Source organism: Geodermatophilus sp. SYSU D00758 (genome assembly GCF_054049955.1).
This window is the reverse complement of sequence record NZ_JBJGYK010000004.1, coordinates 57,055-70,071: the sequence shown is the minus strand read 5'-3', so window position 1 is coordinate 70,071 and position 13,017 is coordinate 57,055. Positions and strand designations below refer to the sequence as shown.

12 protein-coding genes and 1 pseudogene are annotated in these 13,017 nt (G+C 76.0%); 2 read left to right on the top strand and 11 right to left on the bottom strand.

Going from position 1 to position 13,017, the window contains the following annotated elements; genetic code table 11:
* Nucleotides 1-14 precede the first annotated feature (14 nt).
* On the top strand, nucleotides 15-1,343 hold the full coding sequence (locus ACI8AC_RS04405; RefSeq protein ID WP_456895565.1) for a sensor histidine kinase: 1,329 nt from the start codon (nucleotides 15-17) through the stop codon (nucleotides 1,341-1,343).
* A complete protein-coding gene (locus ACI8AC_RS04400; RefSeq protein ID WP_456895564.1) occupies nucleotides 1,331-1,909 on the top strand; it encodes a GerMN domain-containing protein in 579 nt (192 codons plus the stop codon). The genes ACI8AC_RS04405 and ACI8AC_RS04400 overlap by 13 nt, the downstream gene beginning before the upstream one ends.
* Before the next feature lies 1 nt (nucleotide 1,910).
* Here the strand turns inward: ACI8AC_RS04400 and ACI8AC_RS04395 are convergent, their stop codons facing one another.
* The 11 genes and pseudogenes from ACI8AC_RS04395 to ACI8AC_RS04345 all read right to left on the bottom strand — a co-directional run bounded on the left by ACI8AC_RS04395 (nucleotide 1,911) and on the right by ACI8AC_RS04345 (nucleotide 13,010).
* On the bottom strand, nucleotides 1,911-2,426 hold the full coding sequence (locus ACI8AC_RS04395; protein WP_456895562.1) for a DUF421 domain-containing protein: 516 nt from the start codon (nucleotides 2,424-2,426) through the stop codon (nucleotides 1,911-1,913).
* Nucleotides 2,427-2,440: 14 nt separating this feature from the next.
* Entirely contained in the window at nucleotides 2,441-3,670 is a 1,230-nt protein-coding gene (locus ACI8AC_RS04390) for a cation:proton antiporter domain-containing protein (RefSeq protein WP_456895560.1), read from the bottom strand.
* A 13-nt stretch (nucleotides 3,671-3,683) separates the two neighbouring features.
* Entirely contained in the window at nucleotides 3,684-4,361 is a 678-nt protein-coding gene (locus ACI8AC_RS04385; RefSeq protein WP_456895558.1) for a hypothetical protein, read from the bottom strand.
* Complete coding sequence (locus ACI8AC_RS04380) at nucleotides 4,358-4,840, bottom strand: hypothetical protein (RefSeq protein WP_456895556.1); 483 nt, start codon at nucleotides 4,838-4,840, stop codon at nucleotides 4,358-4,360. Before ACI8AC_RS04380 ends, ACI8AC_RS04385 begins: the two co-directional genes overlap by 4 nt.
* The gene (locus ACI8AC_RS04375; protein WP_456895554.1) at nucleotides 4,837-7,296 is read right to left on the bottom strand and encodes a molybdopterin oxidoreductase family protein; all 2,460 of its coding nucleotides are present in this window, start codon (nucleotides 7,294-7,296) and stop codon (nucleotides 4,837-4,839) included. The genes ACI8AC_RS04380 and ACI8AC_RS04375 overlap by 4 nt, the downstream gene beginning before the upstream one ends.
* 120 nt (nucleotides 7,297-7,416) lie before the next feature.
* Nucleotides 7,417-8,520, bottom strand: coding sequence for an NAD(P)-dependent alcohol dehydrogenase (locus ACI8AC_RS04370; RefSeq protein ID WP_456895553.1), 1,104 nt, complete (start codon nucleotides 8,518-8,520; stop codon nucleotides 7,417-7,419).
* Between the two features lie 23 nt (nucleotides 8,521-8,543).
* Nucleotides 8,544-9,392 carry an IclR family transcriptional regulator gene (locus ACI8AC_RS04365; RefSeq protein ID WP_456895552.1) on the bottom strand — a complete coding sequence of 283 codons (849 nt, stop codon included), beginning with the start codon at nucleotides 9,390-9,392 and terminating at the stop codon, nucleotides 8,544-8,546.
* A pseudogene (locus ACI8AC_RS04360) lies at nucleotides 9,365-10,309 on the bottom strand (PDR/VanB family oxidoreductase); the annotation flags it as partial. The pseudogene ACI8AC_RS04360 and the gene ACI8AC_RS04365, both read right to left, overlap by 28 nt.
* A gap of 40 nt (nucleotides 10,310-10,349) precedes the next feature.
* A complete protein-coding gene (locus ACI8AC_RS04355) occupies nucleotides 10,350-10,625 on the bottom strand; it encodes a hypothetical protein (protein WP_456895551.1) in 276 nt (91 codons plus the stop codon).
* Between the two features lie 8 nt (nucleotides 10,626-10,633).
* Complete coding sequence (locus tag ACI8AC_RS04350; protein WP_456895550.1) at nucleotides 10,634-11,707, bottom strand: Rieske 2Fe-2S domain-containing protein; 1,074 nt, start codon at nucleotides 11,705-11,707, stop codon at nucleotides 10,634-10,636.
* Nucleotides 11,708-11,756: 49 nt separating this feature from the next.
* Nucleotides 11,757-13,010, bottom strand: coding sequence for an MFS transporter (locus ACI8AC_RS04345; protein WP_456895549.1), 1,254 nt, complete (start codon nucleotides 13,008-13,010; stop codon nucleotides 11,757-11,759).
* Between the last annotated feature and the right edge of the window lie 7 nt (nucleotides 13,011-13,017).

The following is a 13,017-nucleotide window of genomic DNA, read 5'->3' as shown; positions in this document are numbered from 1 at the left end:
TGACGATCACCGCGGTGACCGTGGCGCTGAGCGCCGTGCTCGCCGTGGGCGTGTGGCTGGCGGTGTCCCACTACCTCCTGGTCGGCCGGGAGCGCACCACCCTCGCGCAGACCGTCGCCAACGCCGCGCAGGTCGAGCGTGCCCTGCCGGCCCCCGGTCTCTCCCCCGAGCAGCTGCTGTCCCAGCTGCCGCGGGAGACCGGCTCCACGTCGCTGCTGGCCCGGGACGGCCGCTGGCTCACCACGTCGCTGCGGGTGGGCCGGAACGACCTGCCGGCGGCGCTGCTGGAGACGGTCACCGGCGGGGCCCCGGCCCGCCAGCGGTTCGAGCTGTCCGGGGGCACGGCCATGGCCGTCGGCGTGCCGGTCGAGGGCGGGGACGCCGCCTACTTCGAGGTCTTCCCGCTCGAGGAGCTCGACCGCACGTACACCGTCCTGGCCGCGGTGCTGGCCGGCGCCGTCCTCGCCACCGTGCCGGTGTCGCTGCTGGTCGGGTCGTGGGCCACCCGGCCCGCGCTGCGCCCGCTGGACCGGGTGTCCGCGGCGACCGCGGCCGTGGCCGCCGGTGACCTCTCGGCCCGCATCGACCCCCGCGGCGACCCGGCGCTGGAGCCGATCGCGGCCTCCTTCAACGCGACGGTGGCCGCGCTCGAGGAGCGGGTGCGCCGCGACGCACGCTTCGCCGCCGACGTCAGCCACGAGCTGCGCACCCCGCTCACCACCATGCTGGGGGCGCTGGCCCTCGTCGAGGCCGCCGCCGACGACCTCCCCGAGGACGGCCGGGAGGCGCTCGGCATGCTCCGCGAGGAGGTGGACCGGTTCTGCCGGCTGGTCGCCGACCTCCTGGAGATCTCCCGGGCCGACGCCGGGGGCGGGGCCGACGCGCTCGAGGACGTCCGGCTCGCGGCGCTGGTGCGCGAGGCGCTGGCCCGGCGCCCCCGGCCGGTGCCCCTGGACCTGGGCGAGGGGGCCGGGAGCGCCGTGGTCCGCGCCGACAAGCGGCGGCTCGAGCGGGTGCTGGGCAACCTGCTCGACAACGCCGACCAGCACGCCGGCGGGGTCACCTGCGTGCGGGTCGAGGCCGACCCACCGCGGGCCCGGCTGCTGGTGGACGACGCCGGGCCGGGGATCCCGGAGGAGGACCGGACCCGGGTCTTCGAGCGCTTCGCCCGCGGCCGCGGCGGCGATCGGGTGCCCTCCGGCGGTGCCGGGCTCGGCCTGTCGCTGGTCACCCGCCACGTGCGCGCGCTCGGCGGCGAGGTGCACGTGACCGGCAGCCCGGACGGCGGCGCCCGGTTCGTCGTCACCCTGCCGCTGGCCGAGGAGCAGCCGTGCGGGTCCTGATCGCCGTCCTCGTCCTGCTGGTCCTGGCCGCGGCCGGCTGCGGCGTCCCGGCGCAGCAGCGGCCCGAGCCGGTGGAGGTGCCCACGCCGACACGGACCTCGACCGGTGTCCCGACCGTCGGTGGGGCCTCGGTGCAGCTGTGGTTCGTCCGCGGCGCCCGGCTCGAGCCGGTGTTCCGCCGGTCGGCGCCCGCCGACCTGCACGCGGCCCTCGACCTGCTCGCGGCCGGGCCCACCCCGAGCGAGGCCGCCGACGGCCTGCGCACCGCCCTGGCCCCCCAGACGCTCCGCCCGGCCGAGGAGGGCGGGCTGGTGGACGGCGTCCTGACGCTGTCGGCCAGCCGCGCGTTCACCGATGTGGCCGGGGGCGACCAGCTGCTGGCGGTGGCCCAGGTGGTGTGGACGGTGACCGGGTTCCCGCGGGTGGAGGCGGTCCGGGTGGTCGTCGACGGCGTGCCGCTGGAGGTCCCCACCGACGGCGGGCTGACCGTGGAGCCGGTGGACCGCGGCGACTACCGCTCGGTCGGCCCGCCGGCGACCGCGACGCCGACCGGCACACCGGGCTGACTCACCCGCCGGGGACGGCGACCCCCTCGAGCGCCGACCGGTCGCCGGCCTTCGCCCGCGGGATGACGCTGAGCGTGCCGTCGCTCTCCAGCACCACGGCCGCGACCGAGGCGAGGTCTCCCACCCCGGTGGACCGCACCGCCTGCCGGATCTGGTGGATGGTCACCCGCTGCTCCCGCAGCGCCCGGGGCAGCGCGGCGCCGTCGCGCAGCAGGAGCGTCGGCCGGGAGGTGGTGATGGACCGGAGGGCGGGGACCCGGACGGTGACCCAGGCCACGACGAGCTGGAGCGCGGCCAGCAGGGCCAGCGCGAGGACCCCCTCGGTCCAGGCGACGTCCTTGCTGAGCAGGATGGTGGCGAGCGTGGACCCGAGGGCGACGGTGACGACGAAGTCGAACGCGTTGAGCTTGGCCAGGGTCCGCTTGCCCGAGAACCGCAGCACCACGACCAGGGCCAGGTAGGCGCAGGTCCCCACCACCAGGACGCGGACGATCCCGGACCACGCGTCGAACCACACACGATCTCCTCTCGTCAGGCCGGGGACCGGGACGCGTCCCGGTCCCCGGCCCACCGTCGGTACAGGACGCGCCCGGGCGCCGACGTGACGCCGTGGACGGCGGTGCTCGCGGCCACCACCAGGCTCCCCGCGGCCAGGACCACGGGCGCGGCCCCGAGCCGCTCGGCCTCCAGCGTGAGGTAGAACAGCGCCGAGACCCCGATCGGGCCGAACCAGCCGAGGAAGGCCGCGTCCGGGCGGCCCAGCCCGAGCGGCCGGCGCAGCAGCCACACCACGGGCAGCCGCCGCAGCAGCAGCACGGCGACGACCAGCGCCGGGCCGCGCCAGCCGAGGTCGGCCCACGCGGCCCACGGCAGCACCGCACCGACCCCGACGAAGAGGGGCAGCACCAGGAACCGGTTGACCGCCTCGTCGATGGGGGCGTCGTCGGTGCGATCGGCACCCGTGCCGGCGAGGTTGAACGCCAGCCCAGTCACGAAGACGGCCAGGATCCCGTCGACGTGCACGATCCCGGACACCCCGAGGACGGCGAAGGCGAGGACGGCGGTGAACATCAGCCGCGGCGCCGGGTCGGTCGAGCCGTGCTCCTCGCCCGCCCGGAGCGCGCGGGCGCCGAGCCGGCCCGCGGGCACCCCGAGCAGCACGGCCCCGGCCACCTGCCACAGCGACTCGGCGAGGGCGGCGCCGAGGCCGTCGGCCCCGGCGACCGCCAGGGCCACCAGCACCAGCGGCAGGGCCAGGCCGTCGTTGGCGCCGGACTCCAGGGAGAGCACCTGGCGGTCCCGGTCGGGCAGGTCCCGCTCGGCGGGGGCGCCGGTCACCACGTTGGCGGCCAGCACCGGGTCGGTCGGGGTGAGCGCGGCGCCGAGGAGCAGGGCGGTCCCGAGGCCGACGCCGAGCAGGCCCGCGGCCAGCCCGGCGCTCGCGAGGGCCATGACCGGCATGACCACCGCGAGCAGCAGCAGCACCGGGCGCAGCCGCGCGCGGGCGTCGCCGAACGGGTAGCGCAGCGCGACGGCCATGACCGAGACCGCCAGCAGCAGCCGCGTGGCGGTGTGCAGCCACGCGTGGTCCTCGACCAGCGTCGGCAGGTCCAGCACCCCGAGCAGCTGCGGCCCGAGCAGCACGCCGACCAGCAGTCCGAGGGCGGGCTCGGAGAGCGGGTACGTGCGCAGCCGCCCCGACAGCGCCGCCACGGTCAGCCCGAGCAGGCCCGCCGCAGCCAGGGTCACGTCGACCAGCAAGCCCGTCCCTCCCTCACAGCTGCGCGCGGACCCCGGGCTCCCGGGCGAGGTCACCGGGCGAGAGGGGGCCCCGCCCCTGGACCGCCGACTGCCCCGGACCGTGCCGTCCCAGCGGCAGGACGGTCCGCCCCCAGGCCGCCTCCAGCTCCATGGCCAGGGCGGCGTACAGGGCCAGCGCGGCCAGCGCGAGCCCGGTCCACCCGGCCACCGTGGCCCAGGCCGACGACCCGGTCAGCTCGTACACCGCCGTGACCGCGAACCGGGTCCCGGCCAGGCCCATGACCGCCGCCGGCACCACCTTGGCCGGGGCCGCGGCCGTGGCCGGGACCGCCATGGCCACGCCCGCCACGAGGAGCAGCACGCCGAGCCCGGCGCTCGTGCTCCCCGGCGGCGAGGTCAGCGTGGTCGCACCCGCCACCCCCCAGGTGCCGGCGAGCACCCCCATCCCCGTGGCGGCGACCGGGTCGCGGGTCAGGAACCCGGTCACGCCGGCGAGCAGCTGCAGCGGCACGGTGGCCGCCAGCGCGGTCAGCCCCGCCACGCGGCCCTGGTCGGGCGGGATCCAGCCCAGCTGCACGGCGGAGAAGACGGTGGTCGCCAGGGCGAGCGCGAGGAACCCCAGCGGCAGGGGGCTGGCCAGCGGCCGGAGGACGATCCGCGTGGCCGCCGGCCGGCCGTCGTCGGTCGTCAACTGACCACCACCTGCGGTGCGGCCACCTTCAGGTAGGCGTTGGCCCACCGCGCCTGGCGCAGCGTCTCGGGGTGGCAGCGCCGGGCCAGCTCCAGCAGCTCGGGCTTCTTCGCCCCCTGGGCCGACTGGGCCAGGACCTCCCAGTCCAGGGAGGCCCCGGCCGCCTCGCGGTAGAGGTGCCGCAGGTCGGCCAGGAGCAGCAGCCCCGGCGTCGACCGCCGGCTCAGGAGGTCCGCGGCGCGCTGCTTGGCGCCGGCCAGCACGCCCGGGTCCCCCGACGCCTCCGGGTCGAGGTCCAGGCCGAAGTCGTGCCCGATGCGGGCGAGCTCGGCCACGTGCGTGCGCGACCACCCCGCCATGTCGCGGGTGACGTAGAAGACCTCGTGGTCGGCCTTGTGCTTGTCCGACATCGAGGTCAGCACGGTCACCAGGTGGTCCTCGGAGCGGTGCAGCTCCTCGATCGCCATGTCGAGCTTCACGGCCGACCTCCCACGAGCTCGTCGGCGCGGGCGTCGTCCCCGCCCGCGGTCGGCGGGACCGAGCCGGTGACCGGCGCGGACCCCGTCGTGGTGGGGGCCGGGGCCGGCGTCCCCCTGCCCTTCGCGACGCGTTCCACCCGCGCGGCCGCCGTCTTGAAGATCGGCTGCTTGGACACCGGGTCCCAGTCGGTCAGGGTCAGCTCGTTGGCCGCCCGGCCGTCCTTCCTGCCCTTCGGCTGCGCGCCGTCGTCGGTGTCCCAGTAGCCGTAGTGGAACGGGAGGAACAGCACGCCCGGCCGGACGCCGCTGATCCGGAGCCTGGCCCGCACCCGGCCGCGGGGCGTGCGGACCTCCAGGAGGTCGCCCTCGGCGAACCCGCGGTCCGCCGCGTCGGACGACGACATCTCCACCCACACCTCCGGGGCGGCGGCCTGGAGCTGGGGGGCCCGGCCGGTCTTGGTCCGGGTGTGGAAGTGGTACAGCGTCCGGCCGGTGATGAGCTGGAACGGGAAGTCCTGGCTCGGCATCTCGTGCGGCGGCACGTACTCGGCGGCCTTGAGGACCGCCTTCCCCGTGGGGTTGAGCGCCTTGTACTCGGTCTCCTCGACCGGGGCGCCGGTGACCATGTCGCGGCCGTAGCTCTCGCAGTAGTCCGGCTGGGCCCAGAACTGCCCGTCGACGTAGATGTGCTCGGTGCCGTCGGGGTGCTCGTCGTTGCACGGCCACTGGATGCCGCTGCCGCCGCGCAGCTTGTCGTAGGAGAGGCCGGTGTAGTCGCACGGCCGGCCGCGCGAGCACTCCTTCCAGCCCTCGAACGCGCCCTCGGGGTCGGTCCACTTCACCAGCGGGGCGCCGTCCTTGTCCCGCAGGTCCAGCCGCCGCGCGAGGTCGATCAGGATGTCGAGGTCGGAACGGGCCTCCCCGGGCGGGTCGACCGCCTTCTCGGAGAGGTGGACGGTGCGGTCGACGTTGGTGAAGGTCCCGGTCTTCTCGCCCCACGTGGCGGCGGGCAGGACGACGTCGGCCAGCTGCGCGGTCTCGGACAGGAAGATGTCCTGGACGACGAGGAACAGCCGGTCCTGCTCCAGGATGGACCGGATGCGGGCGAGCTCCGGCAGCGAGACGGCGGGGTTGGTCGCCGTCACGTACAGGAAGCGGATCGAGCCCTCCTCCATGTAGCGCAGCTGCTGCATGATGTGCGTCGGCGGCGAGTAGTGCGGGATCCGCATCGGGTCGACGTTCCACACCCGGGCGAGGTCCTCGATGTGCGCGTCGTTGGACCAGTTGCGGAACGCCGGCAGGTCGCCGTCGGCCCCGCACTCGCGGGTGTTCTGCGCGGTGGGCTGGCCGTTCATCTGCAGGATCCCGCAGCCGGGCCTGCCGAGCATCCCCCGGATCACGTGGATGTCGTTGACGCAGACGGCGGCCGCTGTCGCCTGGTGCGACTGGTAGAAGCCCTGCAGGACGGTCGACATGAGCCGCTCGGCGCCGCCGATGATGCGGGCGGCCTCGCGGATCTGCTCCGCCGGGACGTCGCACACCGCGGCGGCGACCTCGGGGGTGTACTCCGCCATCTGCTCCTCGAGCTCGCCGAACCCGACGGCGTGCGCGTCGACGTAGTCCCGGTCGATCCAGCCGTTGGTGATGAGCTCGTGCAGCAGCGCGTTCATCAGCATCACGTTGGTGCCGGGACGCGGGGCCAGGTGCACGGTGGCCGCCCGGGCCACCGGGGTCTCCCGCGGGTCCACGCAGATGACCTGCGGTGGGTTCGGCCCGGCCAGCCGGTCGAGGATGCGGGTCCACAGCACGGTCTGCGTCTCGGCCATGTTGTGCCCGTAGAGCGCGATGACGTCGGCGGAGTCGATGTCGGTGTAGGACCCGGGCTGCCCGTCGCAGGCGAAGGTCTCCTTGAGCGCCGCGGCCGCGGTCGCGGTGCACAGCCGGGTGTTGCCGTCGACGTGGTTGGTGCCGATGCCGCCGTGGGCGATGAGGCCGAGGGTGTAGTACTCCTCCAGGAACAGCTGCCCGGTGGTGTAGAAGCTGATCGCACTGGGGCCCTGCTCGTCGAGCAGCTCCCGGCACCGGCCGGCGACCGCCTCCATGGCGGTGTCCCAGTCGGTCTCGACCAGCTTGCCGCGGCGCCGGACGAGCGGCCGGGTCAGCCGGTCCGGTGAGTTGTTGGCCTGCCAGCCGAACAGGTCCTTGGGGCCCAGCCGGCCGTGGTTGACCCGGTCGACCGCCCGGCCGCGGACGCCGACGATCCGCCCGTCCTTCACGGCGATGTCGAGGCCGTCGCCGTTGGAGTGCAGGATCGTCGCCGACTGCACCCAGCGGTCCACGTCGGCCTCGGTCAGCCCGTCGGCGAGGTAGGTGTCGACGCGGACGGGCCAGGGCTCGCCCGGTCCGTACGGCGTGCGGGTCCCCCAGGGCTCGGCGATCCGGTCGGTCCGGGGCATTGGTCCTCCGTCGGGCGGCCTCCGCCGGGCGGGGCCCGGCCGGGCGCACCCCGTGGTGCGCCCTCGGGGGCGGTACCCCGTCCGCGGTGCGCACACATGACGAAAGCGTGACGGGGCAGGTCAGCCGGGCATGCGGAGGACCGGCTTGACCACGGCGCCGCTGTACGAGGCCTCCACGGCGTCCTCGATGCGGTCGAGCGGGAAGAACTCCACCAGCCGGTCGAAGGGGAACCGCCCCTGGGCGTAGAGGTCCATGAGGGCGGCGATCAGCGCCTGCCCGCGGCCGCTGCCGCCCAGCGTGCCGCGGATGGTCTTGCCCCACAGCGTCGTCAGGTGGTCGGCGGAGAACTCCGCCCCGGCCGGGGCGCCGCCGATGAGCAGGGCGGTGCCGAGCATGCCGACGGAGTCGATCGCCTGGCGGACGACGGGGACGACGCCGGTGCAGTCGAGGGCGGCGTCGGCCGGCCCGCCGCAGATGTCCTGCACCGCCTGCACCGGGTCGGTGCCGGTCGCGTCGACGACGTGGGTGGCGCCGAGGTCCTCGGCCACCCGGAGCCGGCCGGGGTGCCGGTCGACGGCGACGATCGTCGTGGCGGCGGAGTTGCGGGCGGCCATCACCGCGGCCAGGCCGACCGTGCCGGCCCCGTAGACCACGATCGAGGTCCCCGGCTCCGGGCGGAGGGTGTTGAACACCGCGCCGGCGCCCGTGGCCAGTCCGCAGGCGAGCGGGCCCATCAGCTCGACCGGGAGGCCCTCGGGCACCGGCACCAGCGAGGACGCGGTGGTCATCGCGTAGCCGGCGAAGGACGACTGCCCGAAGAAGTGGCTGGCCAGCGGGGCGCCGTCCGCCGTCCGCAGGGACGACGCGCCACCGGGCCGGGAGCCGCCGCCGACCAGCTCACCCAGCCGCAGGCAGTAGCGCGGCTCCCCGGCCAGGCAGGTGCGGCACTCGCCGCACCACGGCCAGCCCAGCACGACCGCCTGCCCCTCCCGGACCCCGGTCACCCCCTCGCCCACCGCCACGACCGTGCCTGCGCCCTCGTGGCCCAGGACGCCGGGCAGCGGGAAGGGCAGGTCGCCGTCGCGGGCGATGCCGTCGGTGTGGCAGAAACCGGTGGCCGCCACCTGCACCAGCACGTCCCCGGGCCCCGGGTCGTCGATCTCGACCTCGCGGACGACGAACGGGCCGTGCAGCTCCTCGACGACGGCGGCGGTGGTCCTCACGGGCGCTCTCCTCGGGTGCGGGGTCAGGGGGCGGGCCGGTCGGGGCCGGCGTCCTGGGGGTCCACCGGCCACGCGGCGCCGGCGGACTGGGTCAGCACGCGGGAGATGCCCCGGGCGGCGGTCCGCACACCCGGGGTGACGGCGCGGACGGCGGCCGGCCCGTCGCCGCGGACCACGACCGACAGGGCCGCGACGACGGTGTCGCGCAGGTGGATGGGGGCCGCCACGGACACCGCGTCGTCGGTGACCTGCCGGTCGCTGACGGCCTGCCCGGTGCGCCGGACCTCCGCCAGCACCCGCCGCAGCTGCCGCGGGTCGGTGATCGTGTGGGCGGTGTACCGGGTCAGCGGCGCGGCGAGCACCCGCTCCTGCACCTCGGTGGGCGCGTGCGCCAGCAGCACCAGGCCGACGCCGGTCGGGGGCAGGGCGAACCGGCCGCCGACCCGGGTGAGGACGGTGACGGCGTCCCGGGCGGCGAACCGCTCGACGAACACCACCTCGGCGTCGTCGCGGACGGCGAGCTGCACGTTCTGGTGCGTGACCTCGTAGAGGTCCTCCATGAACGGCAGCGCCGCCTCCCGCAGGCCCAGCCCGCGGGGCGCCAGCGCGCCGAGCTCCCACAGCCGCAGCCCGACGCGGAAGCGCCCGTCGCCGTCCCGCTCCAGGCCGCCCCAGCGGTGCAGCTCGCCGACCAGCCGGTGCGCGGTCGACAGCGGCAGGCCGGTGGCGCGGGCGATCTCCGAGAGGGTCAGGGCGGGACGCTCGCGGCCGAAGGCGTCGAGGACGGCGAGGAGCTTGCCGCCCGACGTCCGCCGCGGCTCCCGCTCGCCCTCGTCCCCGCTGTTCAGAGCTCCAGGACCAGCTTCGGGCACGCGGCCCTCGAGACGCAGATGAACATCGTGTCGTTGGCCGCCTGCTCGGCCGGGGTCAGCAGCGAGTCGCGGTGGTCGACCTCGCCCTCCAGCACCCCGGTCTCGCACGTCCCGCACGTCCCCTCCGTGCACGAGGAGAGCACCGGCACCCCGGCGTCCTCGACGACCTCCAGGATGCTCTTGTCCGGGGGCACGGTGAGGGTCAGCCCGCTGGTGGCCAGCTCCACCTCGAAGGAGTCGTGGTACACCGGCTCGCCGACGTCCTTGGGGCTGAACCGCTCGACGTGCAGGCTGCCCTCGGGCCAGGCGGCGCAGTGCTGCTCGACCGCCTGCAGCAACGGCTCGGGGCCGCAGCAGTACACCAGCGTGCCCTCCTGCGGCGTGCCCAGGACCGAGGGCAGGTCGATGAGCCCGACCTCGTCCTGGGGGTGCAGCGTGACGGTGGTCCCGGTGGCCTCCTCCAGCGACTCGAGGAAGGCCATCGACCGGCGGCTGCGCCCGCCGTAGTGCAGCTCCCAGGCGGCACCGGCGGCGTCGGCGGCGGCGACCATCGGGAGGATCGGCGTGATGCCGATGCCGCCGGCGATGAACAGGTAGCGCGGCGCGGGCACCAGCGGGAAGTGGTTCCGCGGGCCCCGGACGTCGAGGGTCGCGCCCTCCCGGACCTCCTCGTGCACGTACGCCGAACCGCCCCGGCCGTCGGGCTCCCGCAGCACGGCGATCCGCCACGTCGACCGGTCGGCGGGGTCGCCGCACAGCGAGTACTGGCGGGTCATGCCGTTGCCCAGCCGGAGGTCGACGTGCGCGCCGGGGCCCCAGGCGGGCAGCTCGGCACCGCCGGGGTCGCGCAGCTCGAGCACGACGACGCCCTCGGCGCCGTCGGTCCGGGAGGCCACCTGCAGGCGCAGGTCGACCTCGTCGTGGGTGCTGTGCACGGGGGCTCCGTCCTCCTCCGGGTCAGACCAGGACCGGGGTCCGGCCCCGGATGATGGCCGGGTCGCTCACCCGGTGCGCGGGCGGGGGCGGCAGCACGTCGGGGACGACGGGGACGTCGGGCCCCCCGGCCGGGTGGTCGGGGTGGGCCAGCAGCCACTCCCACATGGCCGTGGGGTCCTCCCCCTCGGCCTCGGCGCCGCAGTGGCACCGGCCGCGCAGCCGGTCCGAGCCCGGAAGCCAGTTCACCCGGAGCACCCGCTCCCCGCCCAGCACGTGACGCGGCGGGGGGAGGCTCATGCCGCCGGTCACCGGCCCGCCGGCACGGCTGCCCCGGCCGGCGCCCCGGTGGCCTGCTCGGCCAGCCGGGCGATCATGCGGCGCGCGGCCAGCCCGCCGGTGTCGATGTTGATCGACAGCTCCTGGTAGCCGTCGGGCTCGCCGGTGAGCACCTCCTCGAGCACGTCGAGGGCGGTGACGTCCTGGAGCACGACGGTCCGGTTGCTCTCCCGCAGGAAGTCCGACACCGACTCGTCGTCGAGGGCGAAGTCGCGCGCGACGGCCCAGAAGTCGTGCGTGGAGTGCTCGGTCTCCGGGGTGATCGCGTAGACGACCTCGACGTGGAAGGCGTCGGGGTCGGTGCCGTCCTCGTTCGGCAGCACGCCGACCGGGGCGACCCGGCTGTGCAGCTTGTACAGGCAGGGCGGGGTGAACTCGATGTCCTGCCAGCGGGTGATCCGGCCCTCGATGCCGGTGCTCTTCGCGTAGAACGGCGGGCACTCGGCGTCGTCCATGTGCCGGGAGACGTAGACGATGCCGGCCTCGTCGTCGACCTCGGTGGTGATCGGCGTGTTCGCCACCTCGGGCGTGCCGATGTAGCCGCCGTGCAGGTAGGTCTCGTGCGAGAGGTCCATGAGGTTGTCGACCAGCAGGCTGGCGCGCGCCTTGAGCGGCTCCATGCCGCTGACCGTCGTCCAGCCCTCCTGGTCCAGCCAGGGCGCGCGCGGGATGCGGGTGGCCTCGGCCTTGTCCGGGTCGCCGATGAAGACCCAGATGAAGGAGTCCTGCTCGACCACCGGGTAGGACTTCAGCCGCGCCGTGCGCGGAACCCGGGTCTGCCCGGGGACGGCCACGCACACGCCGTCGGCGCCGTAGGTGAAGCCGTGGTAGCCGCAGACGACCGTGTCGCCGTCGAGGTGGCTGGGGGCCTGCGACAGCGGGAACCGGCGGTGCACGCAGCGGTCGCTCATCGCGGTGACCTGGCCGGCCTCGGTGCGCCAGAAGAGGATCGACTCCCCGCAGATCGTGCGGCTGAACAGGTCCCGCCCGATCTCGCGGCCGTAGGCGGCCACGTACCACTGGTCCCGGACGATCGACGTCATCCTCTTGTCCCTCCCACTGCCTCGGTGTACGGCACCACGGTGACCGTCGTCACGGGGTGCCCGCGACCCGACTTCCACGATGTGGAAGCCCGAGGGGAACCGGGCGACCGGCGACGACGACCGCGGCCGCGTAGCCCGCACCGCAGCCGACCAGGACCAGCAGCGGCGCGGTCCACCCGCCGGTGGCCGCGTGCAGCGCGCCCACGACGAGCGGCCCCGCCGCGCCGACCGAGTACCCGACCAGCTGGGACATGCCGGACAGCCGGCGCACCACGGCCTCGTCCCCGGCCCGGAGGACGACGAGGGTGAAGGCCAGCGAGATCCCCGCCCCCTGGGCCAGCCCGCCGGCCACCACCCACGCCGGCCAGGCGGCCGGCGCGACCAGCAGGCCGACCGGCAGGAGCGTCCAGGCCGCGACCACCGCCAGCCCCAGCGCCCGCTGCCCCGACCGCCCCCGGCGCCGCTGCCGCGCCAGCACGGCGGGCACGACCAGCGTCGCCGGGATGCCCAGCACCTGGAACAGCGTCGCCGCCACCGTCGCCGCCCGCAGCCCGCCGGCGGTCTCGTCCACCAGCAGGGTCGGCAGCCACGTGGTGACCGCGTAGTAGAGGGCCGACTGCAGGGCCAGGACGACCGCGACCGCCCACGCCAGCGGGGACCGCCACACCCGGACCCCGGGCGCGGCCACCTCGGGCGTCGGCGGCGCGGGCTCCGCCCCGGCGGCGGGCGCCCGCGTCGCTCCCGCCCACACCGCCGCGGCGGCCAGCGCCAGCACCGCCCAGGAGGCCAGCGCCACCCGCCAGCCGGTCAGCGCGGCCAGCGGCCCGGTGAGCCCGGCCATGACCGCGGCACCGGCGGCCAGCGCCCCGGTGTAGAGCCCGGTGACCGTTCCGGCCCGACCGCCGAAGCCGCGCTTGGTCACCGCCGGCAGCAGCACGTTGCCGACCGTCATCCCGGCGCCGATGACGGCGGTGCCGGCCAGCAGCACCGCCGGCCCCCCGAGCACCCGGAGCACGGTGCCGGCCGCGACGGCCAGCAGCCCGGCGAGCACGGCGGTCTCCACCCGCACCCGGCGGCCCAGCCAGGCGGCCGGCGGGGCCAGCACGGCGAAGCAGAGCACCGGGAGCGTGGTGACCAGGCCCGCCGCGGCCGCGGAGAGGCCGAGGTCGCCGCGGACCTCGGGGAGGACCGGGGACACCGCCGCGATGGCCCCCCGCAGGTTGAGGCCGGCGAGCAGGACGGCGGGCAGCAGCAGGCCCGCCCGGGGATCCGGGCGGGCCTGCGGCGAGCGGTCGGCGGGCACCCCTGGG